The organism is Hymenobacter terrenus (genome assembly GCF_000972495.1).
In the GTDB taxonomy this organism is placed as follows: domain Bacteria; phylum Bacteroidota; class Bacteroidia; order Cytophagales; family Hymenobacteraceae; genus Hymenobacter; species Hymenobacter terrenus.
On record NZ_LATM01000008.1, the window covers coordinates 1 to 21,162 of the forward strand.

The 21,162-nt window shown below is 60.0% G+C and carries 19 protein-coding genes; 13 read left to right on the forward strand and 6 right to left on the reverse strand.

From position 1 onward, the window contains the following. Nucleotides 1–201: T9SS type A sorting domain-containing protein (locus tag WX88_RS30815; RefSeq protein ID WP_046244666.1), on the forward strand; the 201-nt coding region annotated here is incomplete at its 5' end. 164 nt (nt 202–365) lie between these two features. On the opposite strand, the gene WX88_RS12155 is transcribed toward WX88_RS30815, so the two are convergent. From WX88_RS12155 to WX88_RS12165, 3 genes are all read right to left on the reverse strand, one after another. Next, nucleotides 366–1,232 carry a bifunctional transcriptional activator/DNA repair enzyme AdaA gene (locus tag WX88_RS12155; RefSeq protein WP_046244667.1) on the reverse strand — a complete coding sequence of 289 codons (867 nt, stop codon included), beginning with the start codon at nt 1,230–1,232 and terminating at the stop codon, nt 366–368. Between the two features lie 73 nt (nt 1,233–1,305). Then, nucleotides 1,306–1,557 carry an Ada metal-binding domain-containing protein gene (locus tag WX88_RS12160; protein WP_046244668.1) on the reverse strand — a complete coding sequence of 84 codons (252 nt, stop codon included), beginning with the start codon at nt 1,555–1,557 and terminating at the stop codon, nt 1,306–1,308. Further along, entirely contained in the window at nt 1,557–2,270 is a 714-nt protein-coding gene (locus WX88_RS12165) for a 2OG-Fe(II) oxygenase (protein ID WP_046244669.1), read from the reverse strand. The genes WX88_RS12160 and WX88_RS12165 overlap by 1 nt, the downstream gene beginning before the upstream one ends. Before the next feature lie 379 nt (nt 2,271–2,649). Here WX88_RS12165 and WX88_RS12170 point away from each other — a divergent pair, with 379 nt between their 5' ends. The 4 genes from WX88_RS12170 to WX88_RS12180 all read left to right on the forward strand — a co-directional run bounded on the left by WX88_RS12170 (nt 2,650) and on the right by WX88_RS12180 (nt 5,427). Next, the gene (locus WX88_RS12170; RefSeq protein WP_046244670.1) at nt 2,650–2,856 is read left to right on the forward strand and encodes a hypervirulence associated TUDOR domain-containing protein; all 207 of its coding nucleotides are present in this window, start codon (nt 2,650–2,652) and stop codon (nt 2,854–2,856) included. Nucleotides 2,857–3,515: 659 nt separating this feature from the next. Then, nucleotides 3,516–3,998, forward strand: a complete 483-nt coding sequence (locus tag WX88_RS12175; RefSeq protein ID WP_046244671.1) for a hypothetical protein — start codon at nt 3,516–3,518, stop codon at nt 3,996–3,998. A gap of 101 nt (nt 3,999–4,099) precedes the next feature. Next, complete coding sequence (locus WX88_RS30015) at nt 4,100–4,267, forward strand: chryseobasin-related MNIO class RiPP peptide (RefSeq protein ID WP_156176087.1); 168 nt, start codon at nt 4,100–4,102, stop codon at nt 4,265–4,267. A 26-nt stretch (nt 4,268–4,293) separates the two neighbouring features. After that, the gene (locus tag WX88_RS12180) at nt 4,294–5,427 is read left to right on the forward strand and encodes a multinuclear nonheme iron-dependent oxidase (RefSeq protein WP_046244672.1); all 1,134 of its coding nucleotides are present in this window, start codon (nt 4,294–4,296) and stop codon (nt 5,425–5,427) included. A 101-nt stretch (nt 5,428–5,528) separates the two neighbouring features. On the opposite strand, the gene WX88_RS12185 is transcribed toward WX88_RS12180, so the two are convergent. Beyond that, nucleotides 5,529–7,112, reverse strand: a complete 1,584-nt coding sequence (locus WX88_RS12185) for an amino acid permease (RefSeq protein ID WP_046244673.1) — start codon at nt 7,110–7,112, stop codon at nt 5,529–5,531. 261 nt (nt 7,113–7,373) lie between these two features. On the opposite strand from WX88_RS12185, the gene WX88_RS12190 reads away from it, so the two are divergent. The 8 genes from WX88_RS12190 (at nt 7,374) to WX88_RS12225 (ending at nt 19,538) form a co-directional block, all read left to right on the forward strand. After that, nucleotides 7,374–7,814, forward strand: coding sequence for a hypothetical protein (locus WX88_RS12190; protein ID WP_046244674.1), 441 nt, complete (start codon nt 7,374–7,376; stop codon nt 7,812–7,814). Nucleotides 7,815–7,971: 157 nt separating this feature from the next. Continuing rightward, the gene (locus tag WX88_RS12195; protein ID WP_046244675.1) at nt 7,972–8,388 is read left to right on the forward strand and encodes a hypothetical protein; all 417 of its coding nucleotides are present in this window, start codon (nt 7,972–7,974) and stop codon (nt 8,386–8,388) included. A gap of 482 nt (nt 8,389–8,870) precedes the next feature. Next, nucleotides 8,871–9,983, forward strand: a complete 1,113-nt coding sequence (locus WX88_RS12200) for a hypothetical protein (RefSeq protein WP_156176088.1) — start codon at nt 8,871–8,873, stop codon at nt 9,981–9,983. A 115-nt stretch (nt 9,984–10,098) separates the two neighbouring features. Next, the gene (locus tag WX88_RS12205; protein ID WP_082116002.1) at nt 10,099–11,478 is read left to right on the forward strand and encodes an MBL fold metallo-hydrolase; all 1,380 of its coding nucleotides are present in this window, start codon (nt 10,099–10,101) and stop codon (nt 11,476–11,478) included. Nucleotides 11,479–11,599: 121 nt separating this feature from the next. Continuing rightward, a complete protein-coding gene (locus tag WX88_RS12210) occupies nt 11,600–12,391 on the forward strand; it encodes a class I SAM-dependent methyltransferase (RefSeq protein WP_156176089.1) in 792 nt (263 codons plus the stop codon). 710 nt (nt 12,392–13,101) lie between these two features. After that, complete coding sequence (locus tag WX88_RS12215) at nt 13,102–13,794, forward strand: hypothetical protein (RefSeq protein ID WP_046244677.1); 693 nt, start codon at nt 13,102–13,104, stop codon at nt 13,792–13,794. Nucleotides 13,795–14,196: 402 nt separating this feature from the next. Further along, entirely contained in the window at nt 14,197–15,444 is a 1,248-nt protein-coding gene (gene sbcD, locus WX88_RS12220) for an exonuclease subunit SbcD (RefSeq protein WP_046244678.1), read from the forward strand. 380 nt (nt 15,445–15,824) lie between these two features. After that, nucleotides 15,825–19,538 (forward strand): AAA family ATPase, encoded by a 3,714-nt coding sequence (locus tag WX88_RS12225; RefSeq protein WP_046244679.1) that lies wholly within the window; start codon nt 15,825–15,827, stop codon nt 19,536–19,538. Nucleotides 19,539–19,599: 61 nt separating this feature from the next. On the opposite strand, the gene WX88_RS12230 is transcribed toward WX88_RS12225, so the two are convergent. After that, nucleotides 19,600–20,667, reverse strand: a complete 1,068-nt coding sequence (locus WX88_RS12230) for a DUF6687 family protein (protein ID WP_046244680.1) — start codon at nt 20,665–20,667, stop codon at nt 19,600–19,602. A 72-nt stretch (nt 20,668–20,739) separates the two neighbouring features. Further along, entirely contained in the window at nt 20,740–21,036 is a 297-nt protein-coding gene (locus WX88_RS12235; RefSeq protein WP_046244681.1) for an HNH endonuclease family protein, read from the reverse strand. Nucleotides 21,037–21,162: the final 126 nt, after the last annotated feature.

The window sequence follows — 21,162 nt, forward strand, 5'->3', positions numbered from 1 at the left end:
CGGCTGCCCGCGGCGGCCCGCTACCAGGTGCTGGTGCACGATGCCACGGGCCGGCAGGTGCTGCAAACCACGCTGGCGGGCGGCCAGCGCCACCCCCTCAACGTGACCAGCCTGGCCACGGGCACGTACCAGCTCCTGGTCACCGGGAAGCTTGCCGACGGCGCCCCCCTGCGCCAGGTCCTGCGACTGACCAAGGAGTAGCACAAGCCCCTCCCCACGCCGAAAAAAGGCTGCCCGCAGAAAGCGGGCAGCCTTTTTTGTGTGCCATTAGTTTGAGTTCCTCTGCACCAGNTGTTGGGTATACGTGCAGTTTACCTGATGCCGCGATGCAGGCGTTTGCGGGCAGACAAGGCACTGAATAGCTGCTAAGCCGCCAGCGCCTCCTGCTCGGCGCGGACGGCCTCCCAACCCAACAGTGCCTGCTTGCGGGCGTTGCCCCAGCGGTAGCCCCCGGGGCCGCCGTTTTGCTGGATGACCCGGTGGCAGGGAATCAGGTAGCCAATGGCGTTGGCCCCCACGGCTCCACCCACGGCCTGGCTAGCGCCCGGGTGCGCGATGGCGGCGGCAATATCCCGATATGACACACGGGCTCCCGCCGGAATGCGCAGCAGCGCTTCCCACACTTTAATCTGGAAGTTGGTTCCTTTCAGCAACAGCGGCATGGGCTTACCGGCACTCGTGGGAGCCAGGGCGAAGAGCTGCGCGGCCACGACGGCGGTTTCGGCCTCGTTGGCGTGAAGAGTGGCTCCTGGCCAGGTCACGTGCAGTTGCGCCAGCGCGGCTGGCCGCTCGGCTACGGTCTGAAAGGTAAGGCCGCAGATGCCGCGGTCGGTGAGGCTAAGCAGGGCCTCGCCGAAGGGAGTGGGGTGGAAGCCGTAGCGAATAACCAGTCCTGCGGCTTGGGCTCGGTACTCGGCGGGTGTCATGGCTTCGTAAGCTACGAACAGGTCGTGCAGGCGACTGGTGCCCGACAAGCCGGCCTGGTAGGTGGCCGCAAGCACATCCCCCGATTCCGTTAGCACCTGCTTGGCGTATTCCTTGGTCAGAAAGCGCAGGAACCGCTGCGGGCTGGTGCCAGCCCAGCGGGTAAACAAGCGGTTGAAATGAAAAGGGCTCAGGTGCACGTGGGCCGCAATTTCTTCCAGGTTGGGATGCTCGGTGAAACGGGCGGCAATGTATTCGATGGCCTGCTCTACGCGGGCATAGTCCAGGGCGGCTTGCGAAGTGTGCATGATGATAACTACTTGATGATATACAAATTTACCGCGCTCCCATCCGGCCTTAAATCCGATTCTTGCGCTCTTTTCAGCCCATTGCGCTGGCCGCTTTCCACGCCCGGTATTGGGCGCGCAGGCAGGTGCCGCAGGGCCGGTAGCCGGCGGCCACCGCGGCAGCCGCTGACCCAAAAAATACGCGATTCTTTTTATGCATACGCTTGCCAGCCGGGCACTTGAGCGTCCCGTAGATTTTCAATCCGCGGTGACCAGCCCAGGCAACCTCACTGGCTCGGATGAGGCGCCTAAGCTCCGGGGGCGCCAAGGTGTCGTGGGCATGCATCAGCGCGCATCGTGAAAAATGATGCCCAGCGTGTGGCGCTGGCCCGTGCGCACGACGCTCACGCCGTGCTTCATCGTGGCGCGGTAGAAGCCGCGGCTGCCCCGCACGGGCCGGAAGTTGGTCGTGAACAGGAGCAAGTCGCCTTTTCGGGGTTGCAGCACGGTGGCCCGCGACTGGGCCCGGGGGCGCTGCTCGGTCAGCACGAACTCGCCGCCGGTGTAATCCTGCCCCGGCTCACTGAGGAATAGCACAAGCTGCAAGGGAAAGAATACCTCGCCGTATAAGTCCTGGTGTAGAGTATTGTGCCCGCCCGGGCCATAGCGCAGGATAAGGACCGTCGGCTGAGTTTGCTGCCGCTGTCGGCACTGCTCGTGCAACTCCGCCAGGCTAGCCGGGTACGACGGCTCCTGCTGCAAATGGCGCATCCACTGGTTGGCAATGGGCGCGAGGTAGGGATACACCAACTCCCGCAAGGCGGCCAACAGGCCCGGCAGCGGATACGCGAAATACTTATACTCGCCCAGGCCGAAGCGGTACCGCTCCATCACAATGGTCTTGCGATACAGGGCAGCGCTGGCGTATCCGGCCACCAGCCAGTCGCATTCGGCGGCGGTCAAAACGCCGGGCACTTCGGCGTAGCCCTGGCCGTCCAAAGCCGTAGTAATAGCCGCCCAGGGCAGCTGCCGGATGCGGGAAGAAAGGTCGTCTGTCATATCAGGAAAAGAGAGTGGCAACAGCTGGGCAGGACGTCGCGAAAAAAATTGAGTGATGAAATCCCCGTCAACTGTCATCAGCTTGAGGAGAGGACAAAATTCTTGCAGGAGCTTGCTGCCCACGACCCGATTCTTGCGCAGTTTGAATAAATGCCTGCCCACTGAACTGCCTCAGCAGTGAAAAGCCGCACCGTAATGCCAACTACTGCGCGTCCACTTCGTTAACGGGAATTAGAGTCGTTTCAAGGTTTAGGTAACGCCCCGCTGTAGCGCGGACTAAAAGTCCGGGCTATGAGACAGCCACTCCGAAACCGCTCTAATGTTCTTACTCCTACCAATCGAAAAACTCTGAATATCCACTTTCTTCCTGATTATTCTCATGCGCAAAGGCACCAAAGTCACCTGGAAATACGGCACCGGCACGGCCACCGGCAAAATTGAATCGATGCACAAAGAGCCGATTTCGCGCACCATCAAAGGGGCCGAGATTCACCGCAACGGCTCGGTGAAGGACCCGGCACTGGTCATCGTGCAGGACAATGGCGACCGGGTACTTAAGCTAAAAAGTGAAGTAACGGCAGCCTAAAACGCGGGCAACAAGTTCGGTACCGTTTAACCTAGCCTCGCCCCTGCTCATTACCGCTGGCGCCCCTCAACCTGTGCCGTGTTCGACGACGAGTTGCTATCCGGCTGATGGTTGCGCTGCTCGTGTACCATCCGCAGTCCGGGCCCGGTGTAATGTTTGAAACCGATAAGTTGAAGAAACTCTTCTTGGGGTCGCTACACCGCTTTTGCAGCTTTCCGGCTAACGCAAACAGCTTCTAAAAGCCTGACACCCGGCCACGGCTGATTTTCCATTTGCCGCACTCGCAGATGCGGTCGGGAGCTTCGTGGCTGTTGGGTAGAAATTTAAAACGGCTAGTAGAAAGAGGAAAAGGAAAGCCAAACCGGCGCACGTTTCTGACGCCGCGCTCGCGCCGCTCGGCCTCGGGCAATACTTGCGGGGAAGATGCGAGGCCAAAGGCAGCGCGTCACAGATACGCGCCCTCCCTCCCCTACAATCTCCTCTTTCTTAAACACCTTAAAAGGGTGTTACACATTCTTTTTAACGCGCATTAGCCGAAAGCCAGATGCTACGACTCGGTTTTTTAATTTTAATTCCACATTTTTAAATATTCATGTTAACACTGCTTTACCCAAAGCCCCATTTCACGTCCGTCTAATCACACCTCTTTTCTTGCGCGCATGCTCCCCGAAAACCAACCCACGCCCGGCACCTCGTCCTCTGATTATCCGGGGCCCTACGCCCTGCTGGAAAAAGAACTGGCTCCCTACTTCATCGACAAAGCACCCGTCGCCCCACTGAGGCTGAAGGAGGGCTTCGTGAAGTATTTTCCCTGGGTGGCGGTAGTGCTGCTGGTGCTTTTGCTGCCCGTGGTGCTGGCCGCTCTGGGATTAGGCGCGCTGCTCTCGCCGTTTAGCTTTTTGGGTGGCTTGGACAGCGGATTTTCCTATATCATGGTACTGGGGCTGTCGGCCGTCACGCTGGTACTGGATATACTGTCGCTGAGCGGTTTATTTAACCGGCAGCGCGTTGGGTGGAAATGGGCCTATTACTCCCAGCTGTTGAGCATCCTCTCGGGAGTCTTCACGTTTTCCGTGCCAAGCATACTGATGAGCCTGCTCTTCTTGTACCTGCTGTTTCAGGTGCGGAGCTATTACAAATAAATTTCTGCTAGCTATTTGAAATAGGCCGTCGGCACTGATTGCAACGGTCTGTATTCGGCCGGCGCGCCAAGTCTTAGTCATTCGAAATCCACTGTACAGTTATGAAACTCCCCAAATCATTACTCGGAGCCTTGTTGGTTGGCATCACGGTACAAGCCACCACCAGTTGCTCCGAAAAGAGCAAGCCGGAGCCCAAAGAGAAAACTGCCAAAGGCGAAAAAGAAACCGTGCCCCCCCCATACGCCTGCCAGGGCTGCGGCATGGGCTAAGCGGCGCCTTTCCGGCCTAAGCTTGTATGGAGCCAACGCCCGCAATTTTAGCTTCGCTGGCCTGTAACCTGGACAGCGACATTCTTACGGCCGCTTTTCCGCTTTTGGAAGACGGCCAGGTAGAAGCCTTGGAGTGGTCGTTCGACGCGCTCTTTCGGACCCAGGAATTGCCCGAATGGTTCGTCGAGCTGCTGCAAACCTACAGCCGCCGGCAACGGCTGGTGGGCCACGGCGTTTTCTTCTCCCTGCTTTCGAGCAAATGGACACCCGAACAGCAGCAGTGGCTGGCGCAGCTGCGGCAGGTGTCGTTGCAGTTTGCCTTCGACCACATCACGGAGCACTTCGGCTTCTTCACGGGCCAAAACTTCCATTCAGGGGCTCCCCTGCCTGTTCCTTATACCAACACAACCTTGCGCATCGGCCAAGACCGGCTGCGGCGCATATCTGATGCCTGCCAGTGCTCCGTCGGCTTAGAAAACCTAGCCTTCGCTTACTCGCTGGCAGAGGTGCGGCAGCACGGCGAGTTTTTGGAAAAGCTGATTGCGCCCGTCAACGGCTTTATCATCCTCGACCTACACAACCTGTACTGTCAACTCCACAACTTCTCCGTTCCCTACGAGAATTTAATAGGCTTATACCCGCTCGATTGCGTTCGAGAAATCCATATTTCGGGCGGCAGTTGGGAAGATTCCGGGGTGCTGCCGCACAAAAAAGTGCGGCGGGACACGCACGACGATGCCGTGCCGGCCGAGGTTTTTCACCTTCTGGAGCTAACCATGCCCAAGTGCCCAAATCTGAAATACGTCGTGCTGGAACAGCTCGGTACCGGGCTCCGGAGCGACAGCAGCAAAGCCCAGTTCCGACGCGACTTTCAGAAGATGGCCAGCATGGTGCAGCAGCACCGGCATGGCCCGCACCGCCAACCAGCCCATGAATTCAGGCCGCTGCAGCTGCCAGTCCTCGGCACGGCCATTGAGGACGAGCAACTGCAGACGCAGCAAATCCAGCTGTCCCACATTCTGGAAAATGCTTCCACGTTTGAAGCAGCGCACCGTCAACTTCTCTCTTCTTCGCTGGCTAACTCGGCCTGGGAAATAGAGAATTGGGAACCCCACATGCTGGAAACAGCCGTGCGAATCGCGCAGAAGTGGAAGAAATAGCCTGCTGTACTCCTTGATTTGAAACGCATTAGCTAGCTCCCCAAACAAAAAGCCCCGCCGGTTCATACCGACGGGGCTTTTTTGATTTGTCTCCGCTAAGGCTATAGATTGTCCTTATTGGGTTTGATGAAGGCTTCTTCGTCCATTTCAGTAGGCACCACCACCACGCCCTTTTGGAGCATGGAGTTCCGCTTGCCGTAGAGGAAATACACGATGAATCCTATCAGCATCCAGCCCAGAGCCAGCTTTAGCGTGTTCGTATCGAGGGCCAGAATCATGAGCGTGCAGACCGCCGCGCCCAGGATGGGCACCAGCGGGAAGCTGGCCGACGACAGCGGCGAGCGGAACGGCCGCGGCTGGTCGGGGTCGGAGCGACGCATGAGCCACACGCCGATGCTCACTAGCACAAAGGCCAGCAGCGTGCCGAACGAGGTCAAATCGCCGGCCACGGAGCCGGGCACGAAGGCTGCGAACCCGCCCACGAACACCAGCAACGCCAGGTTCGACTTATAAGGTGTGTTGAAGCGGGGGTGCAAATCGGAGAAGGCTTTGGGCATCAGGCCGTCCTTGGCCATGGAGAAGAACACGCGGCTCTGGCCCATGAGCATCACGAGGATAACCGACGAGAAGCCGAGCAGAATGGCCACCGTCACGGCCGTGCCGAGCCACTCGTAGCCGGGCATGTGCGCCTTGATGGCGTAGGTCACCGAGGCTTCGCCGCCCAGGGCCGGGTCGGCAAACTCGCGCCAATTGGCCACGCCCGTCAGCACGTGCCCGAACAGAATGTAGAGCACCGTACACACCGCCAGTGAGCCCAGAATACCGATGGGCATGTCGCGCTTGGGGTTTTTGGCTTCCTGCGCGGCCGTGCTCACGGCATCGAACCCGATGAAAGCGAAGAACACAATGGCCGCGCCGCCCAGAATGCCGCCCCAGCCGTGCTTGTTCCATTCGGTGTATTCGCGCACCACTACGCCAGCAGCGTTTTTCACGGGCTCGGCGTTCTCGGGAATCAGGTAGGGCGTGTGGTTGACGGGGTTGATAAACTGCCAACCCACGGCGATGAACACCAGCACGATGGCTACTTTCAGTACCACGACGATGGCGTTGAACAGGGCCGACTCCTGCGTGCCCTTGATGAGCAGCAGCGACAAGGCCACGATGATGAACAGAGCCGGCAGGTTGATGAGGCCGTGCTCCACGGTGCCGTTTACTACCGCGCTTTCGAAAGGTGAGTGGCTGAGATTATACGGTAAACTCTTGCCAAACACCTGCAAGAGCTTATTCAGGTACTCGCTCCAGGCAATGCTGACGGTGGCCGCGCCCAGCGCGTATTCCATAATCAGAGCCCAGCCAATAACCCAGGCCACGAATTCACCCATGGTGGTGTAGGCGTAGGTGTAGGCCGAGCCGGCGATGGGAATCATGGCCGCGAATTCGGCGTAACACAGCCCGGCGAACACGCAGCCAATGGCGGCCACGATGAACGCCAACGTCACGCCCGGCCCGGAAGCCTGCGCGGCCGCGGCGGCGGTGCGCACAAACAGGCCCGCTCCGATGATGGCGCCTACACCCAGGGCCACGAGGTTGCCGGCGCCAAGGGTGCGCTGGAGCGTGCCGTGCCCGGATGAGTTGGCCTCGCCCAGAAGCACGGCCAGGGGTTTTTTGGCGAAAATACTTGCCATATGTTAGCTGTAAAAGAAGGAAAGAAGGTGAAATTAAAAAGCCCGTGAACGTAACCGCGTAGCATCTTCCGGAATGAAATTCGTCGGCAGCGGCAGTGGCGGGTCCGAAATATAGGCAGCAAATTCGCTCCATTCCTGTTTTTGGCTCCGAGCCGCTGAGACGCCGCCAAGCGGCAGCCGGCAACGCCTTGCTTAAACCCAGCGCCCCTTAGGACATCCAAGCTTGCGTTCCATCCCCATTCCTCAACGATACCAACCATCATGAAGCAGTTCCTCGTTCTCCTCGCAGCCTTTGCCGCCACCGCCGGCCCCAGCTTCGCCCAGGCCCCCGCCCCCACCAGCCCCGTGACCGCAGCTCAACCCAGCCCCCGCCCCCAGCCCTCCCCCACCCAGCAAGCCGACCGCCGGGCCCAGTACCTGACCAAAGAGCTGGGCCTAAATGCCGACCAGCAAGCCAAGCTGACGCCCATCCTGCTGGCCCAGCGCCAGGAGATGATGGCCATGCGCGAACAGGTGCAGACTGGTGGCCGCCGCCGTGGCATGGGCCAGGACCTCAAAGCCACACAGGCCAAGTACGACGACCAGATCAAGGTCGTACTCACGCCCGAGCAATACGCCAAGTTCAACCAGCTCAAAGACGAGCAGCGCGATAAAATGCGGGAGCGGCGCGCCAATGGCCAAGGCATGAAAGCGACGCAATAATTGCCCTGTTAGTGAGCAAAAAGCGCCGGTTTGTCGATGGATAGCGGCGGGCTTTGCTGTCTCAACCGTAACTGGCATACCACTTGCCACCACCCTGGCCAGCAAATAAACCAATCTGCTTTCGCCCACCCCTTCATTCTTTCGTTTTAACCCAACCATGAAAAAGACCCTCGCATTGCTCGCTGCCCTCGCTTTCACCACCGTCGGCACCACCTTCGCCCAAACCGCTCCCGCCGCTACCACGCCAGCCCACCACGGCAAAGGCGGCCAGCATAAAGACCCCGCCAAAAAAGCCGACCAGAAAGCCGGCAAAATGGCCAAAGAACTCGGTCTGAACGCCGACCAGGAAGCTCGTCTTGAGAAACTGATGCTGACCCGCCACCAGGAAACCGCGGCCCTCAAAACCAAATACGCGACCGACAAAAAAGCCGGCCGCGCCGACATGAAGGCCGCCCACGACCGCTATCAGGCCGAGCTCAAGCAAATCCTGACGCCCGAGCAGTACGCCAAATTCGAGCAGCAAAAAGCCCAGCACCGCGGCCACGGCAAAGACAAAATGAGAGCCAAAAGCTGATTGCCACTCGTTGAGATTAAGTAAAAGCCCTTGCCTATCCGGCAAGGGCTTTTTTTTTGAGCTACAATTCAGCATTAAATAGATTTTCAAATCCTCTGTTGAGCAGCGTTCCAAAGTGAAAGCCCCGACCCGCGCTACCTTCACTTTGCTCTATTACATTCAAAACAGCGTTTTATTAAATGTATTCCCCAAACTATACGGGCTTCTTTAAGCTAATAATGGGCGGTCTTCTTCTGCTAGCTACCACTCCAAACCAACCAATATTTGCTCAATCGTCGGCTGCTGCCGGCTTTCGTGTGGTAAGCTGCAAAGCCGTGACAAAATCTGGAAAGGCTCTCTTATTGGAACAACAAGTGCTCGGCGCCGACGGAACTATTATGCGCCCCGTTACGGCCATACCGCGAGGTTTTACGTTGGAAGCAGCAGCCCAAAGCGGTACGCGCAATTTGTATTTACTGCGCAAAACCCGGGGAGACACAGTAGTGCTTCTGCTTACTGATTCGTTGGGCCGGACGCTACAACAGCCTCGACATTACTTACCCAAGATGGGTGGCGACGCCAAAAAGCTAGCGCTGCCCCGCCTGTTTGGCCTGCCGGGTGGCAGAGGCTTCGTGTTCACTTATCCAGCCGGCAAATCGGCCCGGCCAATACTCCAGATACAAGCGCTGAGCCCTGCATTGTCGGTGCTATGGCAACAACAATGCATGCTTACGGGCATAACCGCGGTGGAGCAAATTGCGGCCAGCGATACCCACCTATGGCTTGTGCTTAAAGAGTATTTGGCTTTGGCCATGCGGCCACGCATCTTGAGCTTCCGCTTGGCAACCGGCGAAGTAGAATGCAACCAGGCACTGGCACCCAACGATGAGTTGGATGCCACTACGGTAGTGCCAGCCGGGTTGCTGGTATTAGGTACTTCGGACCGGCGGACCTCCTATGTGGCGCCAGTCGAACAACTTAAGACATCCGGGAATCGGCGCGATTTTGCCCTGTTGCTAGGCCCAACAGGCAAGCGCAATTTCGGGGTTGGCCTAGGATGGCCCCTATCTGGTCGGCCGGCTCATTACCGGTGGCAATCGGCTTGCCCACTCCCCGATGGTGGCTACCAGCTCATCGGTGAAACCTACCGCAATGCGCCTAATACCGAAGCCATAGCCCTGAGCATGCTCGGTGTGGGCGTGGTTGCGGCCGGCGGCTTTGGTGTAGTTCCACTGGGTGGATACATCAATGAGCAGCCGGTGGGATTAGTTTCAGCTCAATTGAGTACGACGGGCCAACTAGCGGCCGTGCACGAAATAGCTGTTCCGGAAGCAATGCAGGCTCCCGATTCTAAGGCCGTCAGCAATGCCTTTTCTCAGGACTTCCCAAATAGCTTTCGTTTTCGCGGTTTTAGCTCCAACTATCATGATGTAGTGCTGAATACAAGACGCCAAGTGTTGGCTTATTCTATTGCGACCCAGCAGTTGCGGCCTCTTACTTCTGTTCGCAATGCTACGCCCACCGTACTCTATATCGAGGCTGACCGCGTGGCCATCAGTTGGTCTACTAAATCGGCCGAAACCGGTTCCGAATTCGAGCAGGTAGCACTACCGTAAACTGGGCCCAGGTCGCAACTTCCCACCTGGCATTTATATTTGAACTATCACCCCCCTCTATTGACCAGGTCCAAAGGGCTTACTGTTCTGGTTCACTGCCCATTTCTCTCCATCCATGCCTCCCCTCCCCAGTAGCACGGCCTCGGCCGTGCAAATCCAGCAGTTCTACGACAAGGGCCTGGCCCACGCCAGCTACGCCGTGCGCTGCGGCCGCCAGGTTGCCATCATCGACCCCGGCCGCGACCCCCAGCCCTACTACGATTTCGCCGACGAGCACGAGGCCGACATCGTAGCCGTGATTGAGACGCACCCGCACGCCGATTTCGTGTCGTCGCACCTGGAAATTGCCGAAGAAACCGAGGCCACCATCTACTGTAGCAGACTAACGGGTGCGAAGTACCCGCACAAGGGTTTCGACGACGGCGACCGCATCACCCTCGGCAGCGTGGAGCTGCACGCCCTCAACACGCCCGGCCACTCGCCCGACAGCATCAGCGTGTTGCTGCTCGACGACCTGGCCCAGAGTCGCGCCGTGTTCACCGGCGACACGCTCTTCGTGGGCGACGTGGGCCGGCCCGACCTGCGCGAGGACGAGGCCGTGGGCGGCCACAAGCGCCAGGAGCTGGCCGCCCAGCTCTACCGCAGCACCCGCAACAGACTCATGACGCTGCCCGGCACCACCCGCGTGTACCCGGCTCACGGCCCCGGCAGCCTCTGCGGCAAAATAACCAGCCCCGACCTTGACAGCACCATTGCCAAGGAGCTTAAAACCAACTACGCCCTGCAACCTATGTCGCAGGAGGAGTTTATCACGGTCGTGCTCGATGACCAGCCGTTCGTGCCCAAGTATTTCGGGCACGACGTGAAGCTGAACAAGCAGGGCGCCCCCAGCTTCGAAGACAGCATCCGGGCCGTGCCGCACCCCAGTAGCACCGCCGCCCTGGAGTCGGGCGTGCTGGTTATCGACTCCCGCCCGGCCGCCAAGTTCCGCGCCGGCCACCTGCCGGGCGCCATCAACCTCCAGGATGGCGCCAAATTCGAAACCTGGCTGGGCTCCGTGGTGGGGCCAAAGGAAAAGTTCTACCTCCTCGCCGACTCGCAAATCGCGCTCGACACCGTGGTGCGCAAAGCCGCCAAAATCGGCTACGAAAGCAACATCAAGGGGGCGCTGCTGGCGCCGCTGCAACTGCCAGCCACCAGGGCCAATGTCGAGGTAGAAGCAGTGCGCCGGCACCCCGAAGCCTTCACAATCGTCGACATCCGCAACTACACCGAGGCCAAAGTACCGGTGTTTGAAAACGCCCTGCTCATCCCGCTGCCCGAGCTGCGCGAGCGCACCCACGAAATCCCCACCGACAAACCAATCCTGATTCACTGCGCCGGCGGCTACCGCTCGGCCGCCGGGGCCAGCATCGTGCAAGCCGCCCTGCCCGACGTGGAAGTGCTGGACTTAGGCGAGGCGATTACGGAGTTTCAGAAGCAGGCAGTGCATTAAGCGGCTATTTCCTGCGACGGTTGGAATAGCATGTTATGAACGGATTGCCGCTATTTTCCGCACCGGTGAGTAGCGGCAATCCAAATATTAGTGAGAAGTGCAGACAAATGCTGAGATAAAGATGAAAGATAACCTAGACTATGTAGGCATCAATAAAAAAATGTGGGAACTAACTGCAGATATTTATGAGGCAGATGGATTTTACGATGCTTTACAAAGAGTTCAGCAGGAAAATTTTACAACTTTTGATGAGGTTGAGCAATTTATTTTTGCTACTCAAATAGAAATCAAGGATAAGGATATCATCCAAATTGGTTGTAACAACGGAACGGAAATAATTAATCTCAAAAAAAATGGCGCTAATAATTGTGTAGGAATAGATATTTCAGAAAAATTCATTAAACAAGCCAAACAACTTTCAATAGCTTCCAACTACAAGGTAGAGTTTGAAAGCACAAATGTTTATGAAATTAGCGAGAATCATTTTGGAAATTTTGATTTAGTTTACATTACAGTTGGTGTATTAGGCTGGATGCCTGATATCAAAAAGTTATTTCAAATAATAAATAAACTACTCAAACCAGAAGGACAGGTATTTATCTACGAGCAACATCCAATATTGGGGATGTTTAATCCAGAACCACCACATAAAATTGATTCGTCATATTTTCGCAAAGAACCTTTTAAAGACGAAATTCTACCAGAGTATATTGATAAGACAGGACAGGCAAGAGCAATATCTTATTGGTTTCCGTATACCCTTGCCGACATCCTAAACGCTTGTATAATGAACAAACTTCAGTTGAAATACTTTGAAGAATATTCAAATGACATATCTGACACTTACAAGAATTTAAAAAACAACGAGGTTCGATTTCCTATGAGTTTTACACTGATAGGACAGAAGATATGACACGAACCACTAGTAACTGGTAGAAGCACAGCAGAAGTTATAGAATTCAGCATTGAGAATCCGGCTGCAATGCGCTTCCAACGCGCTGCTCCCCAGCGGCGAGCCCTTGGCTCGCCGGCCGCGCCATGAGGGCGTCGTCGTCCAACCGGCGCGGCGCGCTGAGGACCAAGCGGTGGCAACGCCTACCAGCAAGTAGCTACCCCCAGTTGCGAGCCATTACCCATCAGCCCCAGCGGGGCGGCACTCGTTGAACGAATGTCGCCCCGCTGGGGCTTTAACGCGCTTGGTCTCTGGTTTTACTACCGACATGCCGCCCCGCTGGGGCTGATGGGCAATGGCCCGCAATCGGGGGTAGTTGCTACAAAGCGAAAATTCCCGCCAAAACACCACACTCCCTCCCCCAAGTACAACGATTAGCTGTGGATGAGGCTTCGGGGACTGTTTTTGAGGCTTCGGGAAGGGGTGCTGATGTTTCGGGTGAGGCGGCGGAACCTTTGGGGGCGAGCGGTGAGGCTTGGGAAGCAGACGCGGTGGCTTCGGGTGGTATGGCGGGGGCTTGGGAAGCAGTTTTTCGTGACTACATGAATAAATTTATACTTTGAGCGGACAAAAGGCATGGGGGCTGCCAAATACCTCTACCTTAGGCGCCGCGACCGACCGAAATGGCCGGCGCGGCGTCTCTTTTTTTCACCTTTTCTGCTGTTTGTTTTATGTTACACCAACGACCGGTTGCCGCTTACCCCTTTACCCAGGCCGCGCTGTGGCAGCGTTGCCTCGATTTGTTCCCTTCGCTCGACCGCGACATCGACCGGCTGGCCCGCTTCGGGGTGACACCGGCGCGGGTGGCCAAGTTTAAAGCCGACACCGCAGCTTTTGGGCTGCTCGAACCCGATGCAGTGCTGGTGCAGGAAGGCGCCATAGAAACCGAGGAAAAGAATGCCGAGCGCGAGGCGCTGGTGACCAGCATTCAGCAGGTGATGGCCTGCATAGAGCTGAAAGACGACCCGCGCACGGCGGCTTATAAGCGGTTCGGGGTGGTGAATGTAGCCAATGCGACCGAGGCGGCGCTGCACCTGGCCGGGGCCGTGGTGGTGAAGCAAGGCCGCAAGTACCTGGCCAGCTACGCCGGCGTGGGCCTCACCGCCGAGATGCTGGACGCGGTGGAAACCAACAACGCGAAGTTTGTGGAGGAGCTGGCGACGGGCAAAGAAGCCGAAAACGACCGTCAGGACGCCACCGATACCCGCATCGAGGCCGCCAACGCCCTGTATGAGGAGCTGACCAAGCTTTGTGGGGCCGGCAATGTCTTGTGGCGCTTCGAGGACGAGACCAAGGCCGATGAGTACGTGGTGGAGCGCGCCACATCCACCACGGAAATTAACCCGACGGGGCCGACGGCCTGAATGATACCCGATGCCTGGAGCAGCTTCGGCATCAGTGTACCGTAGCGCGAACTTTGTAGTTCGCGTGCCCGAACGACTGCCGAACGAAGCCCGAACGACTGCCGAACGGCGCGGGGACGCGAACTACAAAGTTCGCGCTACAGGACACCGACTCCGAAACTACTCTAATACTATGTTGCCCCGGCTGCCCTACGGCGGCCGGGGCTTTTTGCGGCCCTTGGCGCTCTTGTACCTGCTGTGTCAGCAATGGCTTAGCAGCGGGGGGCGCTGAATGAGTCTTGCTGGTGTGCGTTGAAAATGCGCGACGACAGGACCCTGTCGGGCGCGAAAGGAAACGGCTTTGTGGATAGACTGCGTGGTGGTTGGTATCTTCGAAGTCCGTTATTCTCGTACTAATTACCCATGCGCGTCCTCCACACCGCCGATTGGCACCTCGGCCAGCACTTCCTCACGGGCCAGGAACGCACTACCGAGCAGCAGGCTTTCCTCGACTGGCTGCTGCTGACGGTGCAGGCACAAAACATTGAGGTGCTGGTGGTAGCCGGCGATATTTTTGATACCCAAACGCCGTCCTACACGGCGCAGGAGCTGTATTATACCTTCCTGGTGAAGATGCAGGGCACCGGCTGCCGCCACATCGTGGTGGTGGGCGGCAACCACGACTCGCCCACCATGCTCAACGCCTCGCGGCGGCTGCTGCGGCAGCTCCGCATCCACGTAGTGGGCGGCGTGCCCGCCGACCCCACCGAGCAGGTACTGCACCTCGACGGCCCCGATGGCCGACCGGGGCTGGTGGTGTGCGCGGTACCGTTTCTGCGCGACCGCGACATTCGGCTGGCGGTGGCCGGCGAAACGCCCGACGACCGTCAAATCCGTATTCGCCAGAGCATTGCCGGGCACTACGCGGCCCTGGCCGAGAGCGCCGCCGTGCTGCGTCAGCGCGAGCAGGACGTGCCCGTGCTGGCCACCGGCCACCTCTACGCGGCCGGCGGCGAGGCCCGCGAGGGGGCCGAGCGCGACGTTCATATTGGCGGGCTGGGACTGGTGGGCGCCGAGCATTTCCCGGTGGCCTTCGACTACGTGGCCCTGGGCCACCTGCACCGTCCGCAGGTGGTGGGCGGGCGGGCGCACATCCGCTACTCGGGCTCGCCGGTGCCGCTGTCGTTCACCGAGGCCGATGACCGGCAGCAGGTGCTGATTCTCGAATTCGAAGGCGCCGGGGCCCCTACCATCACCTCCCTGCCCGTGCCCGTCACGCGCCGCCTGCAACGCTTCCACGGCACCCTGGATGAGGTAGAGGCCGATATTCTGGCCTACGATAACTCGGCTTTTCAGCTGGTGGCCTGGGCCGATGTACTGGTGCGCTCCGACGAGACGCCCGCCGAAGTGCAGCGCCGAGTGCAAGCCGTGTTGCAGCTGCAAAAAGCGCAGGTAGTGGCCCCCCGCGGCGTGCGCCACCAGCGGGCTACCGAAGTTCCCGACCTGGCCGACAGCGCCATCCCACTGGCGCTGCTGCACGAACTGACCGTGGACGAGGTATTCGGCCGGCGCGTGGCGGGCCTGCCGCCCGAGCGGGCCGCCGCCCTCACCGCCACGTTTGGCGAGCTGCGCCAGCTACTGGCCGAAGCCGACCCGCTGGCCTGGCAATAACCCTCTAGCGCGGTTCCGTTCTGGCGTTGTGCCTCACCCCCCGGCCCCCTCTCCGAAGAGAGGGGGAGCCGAGCGAGCAAAACGGGGCAGAACTAGCGCGATTTCGGCAGCAGTGTACGCCAGTAGCGCGAACTTTGTAGTTCGCGTGTCCGCGCTGGTCGGGCCTCGTTCGGGACGCGAACTACAGAGTTCGCGCTACGGAGGACGGAACCGCTCTAAAAAGCCAGCTTTAGAGGTAGTCATGATTGTAAGCAGCTAGTGGTTATCAGCTAAAAACTACAGCTAGAAACTAGTCCCCCCTCTCCCGGAGGGGAGGGGACTAGGGGGTGGGGTTGCCGCTAGGCCGTATCTTCGGGAAGTATTGATGGGAAAAGTATCCAATGAAAATTATCAGCGTCCGCTTCGCTAACCTTAACTCGCTACCCGGTCCTTTCCTGATTCGCTTCGATGAAACGCCCCTGGCAGACACGGGGCTGTTTGCCATCACGGGCCCCACCGGCGCGGGCAAAAGCACGCTGCTCGACGCCATTTCGGTGGGCCTCTACGGCCGGGTGCCGCGCCACGACCGCCAGGTGGGCGAAATGGTGAGCCGCCACGCCAAGGATGCTTTTTCGGAAGTAGAGTTTGAAGTGCACGAAACCAACGCTGACACCGGCATCGTGGACCGCGTGCGCTACCGCTCGCGCTGGGAAGTGAAGCGCAAAACCCGCGGCGAAGACAAAGGCAGCCTCAACGCCGATGCCATGACCCTAGTGATGAGCCCGTCCAACGTGGCAGTCATCAGCGGCAAAGAAGCCGTGCCGAAGCGGGTGAGCGAGCTGTCGGGGCTGGATTTTGGGCAGTTTGAGCAGTCGGTGCTGCTGAGCCAGGGCAAGTTTGCGCGCTTTCTGCACGCGCCCGAAAAAGAGCGCAGCGCCCTGCTCGAAAAGATGACCAACGTGGGCATTTACTCGCGGCTGTCGGTAGCGGCGTTTGAGAAGGCGAAGGAGGAAGAGCTGAAAACCCGGCTGCTGCGCGCCAAGCTGGATGCCACCCGCCTGCTCTCTGAGGAAGAGCGGGCCAGCTTGGAAGCCCAGCTTGAGGTATTGAACCAGCAGGTTGAGCAGCACTACGAGGAGCAGCAGGAGCTGAACATCTGCCTGACTTGGCGCACGGAGCTGGAGCAGCTGGAACGACAGCTGCGCGACACCGCCCGCGAGGTAGAGCGCCTGCAACAAGACGACCACCGCCTGCAACCCGACTTTGCCCGGCTCGACGGCCACACCCGCGCCGCCGCCCTGGCCAAGCCGCTGGCATTGGTGGCCGCCGCGCAACAAGAGCTGGACCGCGACACCGAGCAGCTGCGTGAGCTGGACCGCGCCTTGCCTCTGCTTACCCAAGCCGCTACCGCCGCCCACACCGCCCACACCCTCGCCACCGAAGCCCACGCCACCGCGCTGGCCGAGGAAAACCGCCTGCGGCCCGTGCTCAGCAAGGCCCAGCAGCAGGATGCGGCAATAGCCGCCGCGCGGCATCAGCTGGCCCTGCAACACGAGGCGTACGCACAGAAGCAGGAGGCCAACAAGCAAGCGGCAGAGGCGCTCGGCAAGCAGGCCGCGGAAATTGCCGACCTGCAACGCCAGAACGCGACCCTCGACCGCTGGTTAATCGACCACAGCGCCGAGATTGACCTTAAAAACCAGGTGCTCGCGCTCGACCGCGAAATCATCGACTTGCAGGGCGCCCAAAAGGAGATTGCCGCCCGGGAAGCCCGTCAAGCCGAGCTGCGCAAAAGCCACGGCGAAGTAGCGGCCGACCTGCTCCGCCAGCGCGGCCTCGAAACCGATGCTGTGGCGAGTCAGCAAGCCATCAAAGACGAAGGCCAGCCCTGCCGCTCCGAGCGCGACGCGCTGCTGGCGGGCACTACGGCCGCCGCCCTGGCCCAGCGCGCCGATGATATTACCGCTTATCAGCAAGGCTTGCAGCAGCTCCTGCCCAAGGCCCAGGCGGCCCACGACCAACACGCCCGCGCCGAAGCCCTGGCCGCTCAAATCGAGCAGGAAGCCCCGGCCCTGGCAGCGGCCGAAACCGCCGTGGCGCACCTCGAAACCCGGCGCGTCGATGGCCAGGAGCTACTGGAAAGCTACCGCCGCGAGCTGCGGACCCAGCAGGCGTTGGCCGACCTCAACACCCACCGCCAGCACCTGCAGCCCGGCCAGCCGTGCCCCTTGTGCGGCGCGCTGGAACATGCCTTCGCGGCTGATTTCACCGCCGGGGCCGACGAGCAGGAGCAGCGCGTAGCCCGCCAGCAGCAGGCCCTGACCGCGCTGGAGGAGGAGCTGCGGCGCGCTACCGGCACCTGCACCCGCCACCAAACCGAGCAGCGCCAGCGCCAGCAGCTGCGCCAGGAAGCGGCCACTGCCGCGGCAGCCGCCCGCCAGCAGGCCAGCACTTTGGCCGCTACGCTGGTGCCCGCCCCCGCCCAGCCCGCCGACCCCTCCTTCTTGCAGACCCTATTGACGGAGGCCACGACCCAGCAGGCGACGGCCGTGGCCAACCGCCGCCGCCTGGCCGTGCTCGACGAGAAGCTGGCCAAGCTGCGGGAAGAATACCTGAAAGCCGGCGAAGCCGCCACGGCCGCCCAGCGCGAGATTCCGCGCTTGCTGGAACGCCAGGCGAGCCTTGAAGCGGAGCTGGCCAAGCTGGCCGACGAGCTACTACACTGGCACGACCAAGCCGAAACTTTCCAGCGTAGCGTTCAGGACATCCTTCGTCCGCACCAGCTCACGCTACCCAGCCAGCCGCCCTACGATGGTGTTTTGGTTACCCTGCGCGAGCGGGCTGACTATTACGAAGGCCAGGTGAGCACCCTCACGGAGCTGGGGAAAACGCTGCTGGAAAAAACCAGCGAGCACAAGGCCCGCACCGAGGAGCTGGCCCGGCAGCAGGTGCAGCTTGCCGCCGCCGCGGCCGGGCTGGAAGCCGACCAGCGAGTACTGGACCAGGAGCAGGCGGCCCGCCAGGCACACTACCCCGGTGCCGACCCCAGCGCCGAAATCGAGCGGCTGCACCAGGCCACCCAAAAGCTGGCAGAGGCGCTGACGGAGGCGCAGCACTACTTGGCCCAGCAGCAGCAGGAGCTGGCTATTAAGCAAAATGCCCGTACCTCGCTGCAAATCCAGCTGACCCAGCACCACACGGCCCACGCCGACCGCCAGACCGAGCTGACGACAGCCCTCGCCACGGCTGGCATCGCCACTGCCACCGAGGCGCAGGCGATGCTCCTGCCCCCAGCCGAGGCCGAGCGCCTGCACCAGCGCCGCCAGGACCACCTCACTGCCCAGGCCGCCGCCACCCGCCGCCTCGCCGACCTCACGGCCGAGCTCAACCACCACGCCGAGGCAGGCCTGACGCCCCACACGGCCGCTGAACTCACAGCCCAGCTTAATAGTCTGTCGGCGGCTGATGATATTTTGCAGCAAAAACTCGGGGCCGTGGGCAACCAGCTGAAGCAGGATGATGACGCCCGCGCCCAGCAAGCGGCCGGACTTCAGGAGCTGCAGCAGCGCCAACTGGAAGAGCAGCGCTGGCAGGACCTGAGCGAGCAAATTGGCTCGGCGCGGGGCGACAAATTTAGCCAGTTTGCCCAGGGCCTGACCCTGACGCACCTGGCTCGTCTGGCCAACCTGCGCCTGCGCCAGCTCACCGGCCGCTACACCATCCTCAAAACGCCGCACCGCAACCTGGAGCTGCAAATCATCGACCACGACCAGGCCGACACGGTGCGCCCCATGGCCTCACTTTCGGGTGGTGAAAGCTTCTTGGTGAGCCTGGCGCTAGCATTGGGGCTGAGCGAATTGGCGGGTCACAAGGCCCGCATCGAGTCGCTGTTTATTGACGAAGGCTTTGGCACGCTCGACCCCGATGCCCTCAATACGGCCCTCGATGCGCTGGAACGCCTCCAGCATTCGGGCAAGATGATTGGCATTATTTCCCACGTCTCCGACCTCAAGGACCGCATCGGCACCCAGATTCGGGTGCGGCCCGGCGCGGGCGGCAACAGCACCGTTCACCTCGTCGGCATAATGGGCAATGAAACCAACTGCGCGGTGTAGCAGTAGCGCGAACTGTGTAGTTCGCGTCGCCGAACGAGTTCCAACGGCGTGGGGACGCCAATTACAGGGTCCGCGTCCGCGTTACTGCTTTCACCTCGGCCCAGGTCCAGTATTTTTTGGGCTGAATACCGGCGTAGCCCTGGCTGAAAAACGCCACCACCTCCCGCTCCATCACCTCCGGCGCGATGGATGAAGCGTAAATTGGCCGGCCATCCGGGTCGGCATAGCGCTCGGCTTTGGTGAGCTTTTTTCCGGCCAGGCGCAGTAGCGGCCCGGTGTCGGTGATGCCGTCGGCGGCCCAGGTTTGGCTGGTGGTTTCCAGCATATTCAGGCGCGCCACCAGTGGCGCCAACGAGATGCGGGGCAGCGTCGGGCGACTTTCCAGATCAATCCAGGTGGTGTATTTGTACTCCAGCTCGTAGCGCCCGCCGTCGTACAAACTCAGCACGGTATCGAAGCCCGCCGTGGGCCCAAAGAGGGCGTAGTAGGCCAACGGCGTGGGGGTGCGGACAACAAACAGCCCAATTTCCGGGTAGCGGCTGAGCTTCGTGAGTGGCCCGCGCATGACGGCAGCGGCTTGCTTTACCCGCGCGTACTCCGGCTCCCACGCCTCCCGGCCGGCCTCCGGTTTTTGCAGAACATTGGCAAAGCGGGGCAAGAACCAGTCGAACTTTTCAGCTGAGGCCTCATCTTCCCGCTTTCGCCGGATGGGCGCGCCAAAGGGCTCGTAGAACCGGGCTTTTTCCTCGGCATTCAGCCAGCATGCCAGCTTTAGAACCTGGTCGGCCAACGGATGGGCAACGTCAATTTCCCGAAAGTCGCCGAGCACGGCTACCTGGCGCAGCAGCTCTTCGTGCCGCAAGGCTAACTCGGGATTGAGCAGGCTCCACACGCCAATAAAGCCGTCGATATCAAAATGGTTGACCGTCACAGCGGCTGCTTCCAGGCCCACGGTGTCAGACTGATGCAGCGCCCGCAGCACCGAGCCGGCGCTGGTATCGTCGCGCAGCTGCTCGGGCGTAGCGGCCCCACGCCAGTGCGCCAGCGTGAGGGCGGCGCTGGTGCCCACACTATCCACGATAATGGTAGGTTGCTGCCGAAGCTGCGCGAAAGGAACGAAGAATCTCAATTTTAAGCCTGATTTTTGAGCGTTGAATCAGCAATTAACCCTCAAGAAAGTATTTTGGCTTTAAAAATATTCTCAATTCTTCCGCTGCCCACGCCGGTTCACAATGCGCTCGACGCGCTGCCGACGTATCCAGGCCAGGTAGGTTTGGAGTTCCTCGGCGGCTTGCAGGGCCTCCACGGTGGGGTAGCGCCGGGCCAGCTCGCGGTTGCTGAGGAAACGGTGCACGCTGCTGTGGCAGGGCTGGCAGAGGTTGACGGTGGGGCCGTGCTTGCCGCCTTCTTCGCGCGGCACCAAGTGGTGCCGTGAGGTGGTTTGTACCTGCCGCTGACACAGGCCGCATTGCTGGCCATCCGGTGAAGCAGGCTTCATCGGTGGTACTCCATCAGGCCTTCGTTTTGCCATAAAACCAGAAGACTTTGGTATGTAGTTTGTCTACGGAGCGCAACTGGGCTGCTAAAATACAAGTTGCGGTTTTCTTACCAAAGTATTATCTTG

Bases quoted from the DNA above. Each gene is read 5' to 3' on its own strand.
- WX88_RS12155 (WP_046244667.1), bottom strand. From the start codon at position 1,232: ATGCACACTTCGCAAGCCGCCCTGGACTATGCCCGCGTAGAGCAGGCC.
- WX88_RS12160 (WP_046244668.1), bottom strand. From the start codon at position 1,557: ATGCATGCCCACGACACCTTGGCGCCCCCGGAGCTTAGGCGCCTCATC.
- WX88_RS12165 (WP_046244669.1), bottom strand. From the start codon at position 2,270: ATGACAGACGACCTTTCTTCCCGCATCCGGCAGCTGCCCTGGGCGGCT.
- WX88_RS12170 (WP_046244670.1), top strand. From the start codon at position 2,650: ATGCGCAAAGGCACCAAAGTCACCTGGAAATACGGCACCGGCACGGCC.
- WX88_RS12175 (WP_046244671.1), top strand. From the start codon at position 3,516: ATGCTCCCCGAAAACCAACCCACGCCCGGCACCTCGTCCTCTGATTAT.
- WX88_RS30015 (WP_156176087.1), top strand. From the start codon at position 4,100: ATGAAACTCCCCAAATCATTACTCGGAGCCTTGTTGGTTGGCATCACG.
- WX88_RS12180 (WP_046244672.1), top strand. From the start codon at position 4,294: ATGGAGCCAACGCCCGCAATTTTAGCTTCGCTGGCCTGTAACCTGGAC.
- WX88_RS12185 (WP_046244673.1), bottom strand. From the start codon at position 7,112: ATGGCAAGTATTTTCGCCAAAAAACCCCTGGCCGTGCTTCTGGGCGAG.
- WX88_RS12190 (WP_046244674.1), top strand. From the start codon at position 7,374: ATGAAGCAGTTCCTCGTTCTCCTCGCAGCCTTTGCCGCCACCGCCGGC.
- WX88_RS12195 (WP_046244675.1), top strand. From the start codon at position 7,972: ATGAAAAAGACCCTCGCATTGCTCGCTGCCCTCGCTTTCACCACCGTC.
- WX88_RS12205 (WP_082116002.1), top strand. From the start codon at position 10,099: ATGCCTCCCCTCCCCAGTAGCACGGCCTCGGCCGTGCAAATCCAGCAG.
- WX88_RS12210 (WP_156176089.1), top strand. From the start codon at position 11,600: ATGAAAGATAACCTAGACTATGTAGGCATCAATAAAAAAATGTGGGAA.
- WX88_RS12215 (WP_046244677.1), top strand. From the start codon at position 13,102: ATGTTACACCAACGACCGGTTGCCGCTTACCCCTTTACCCAGGCCGCG.
- sbcD (WP_046244678.1), top strand. From the start codon at position 14,197: ATGCGCGTCCTCCACACCGCCGATTGGCACCTCGGCCAGCACTTCCTC.
- WX88_RS12225 (WP_046244679.1), top strand. From the start codon at position 15,825: ATGAAAATTATCAGCGTCCGCTTCGCTAACCTTAACTCGCTACCCGGT.
- WX88_RS12235 (WP_046244681.1), bottom strand. From the start codon at position 21,036: ATGAAGCCTGCTTCACCGGATGGCCAGCAATGCGGCCTGTGTCAGCGG.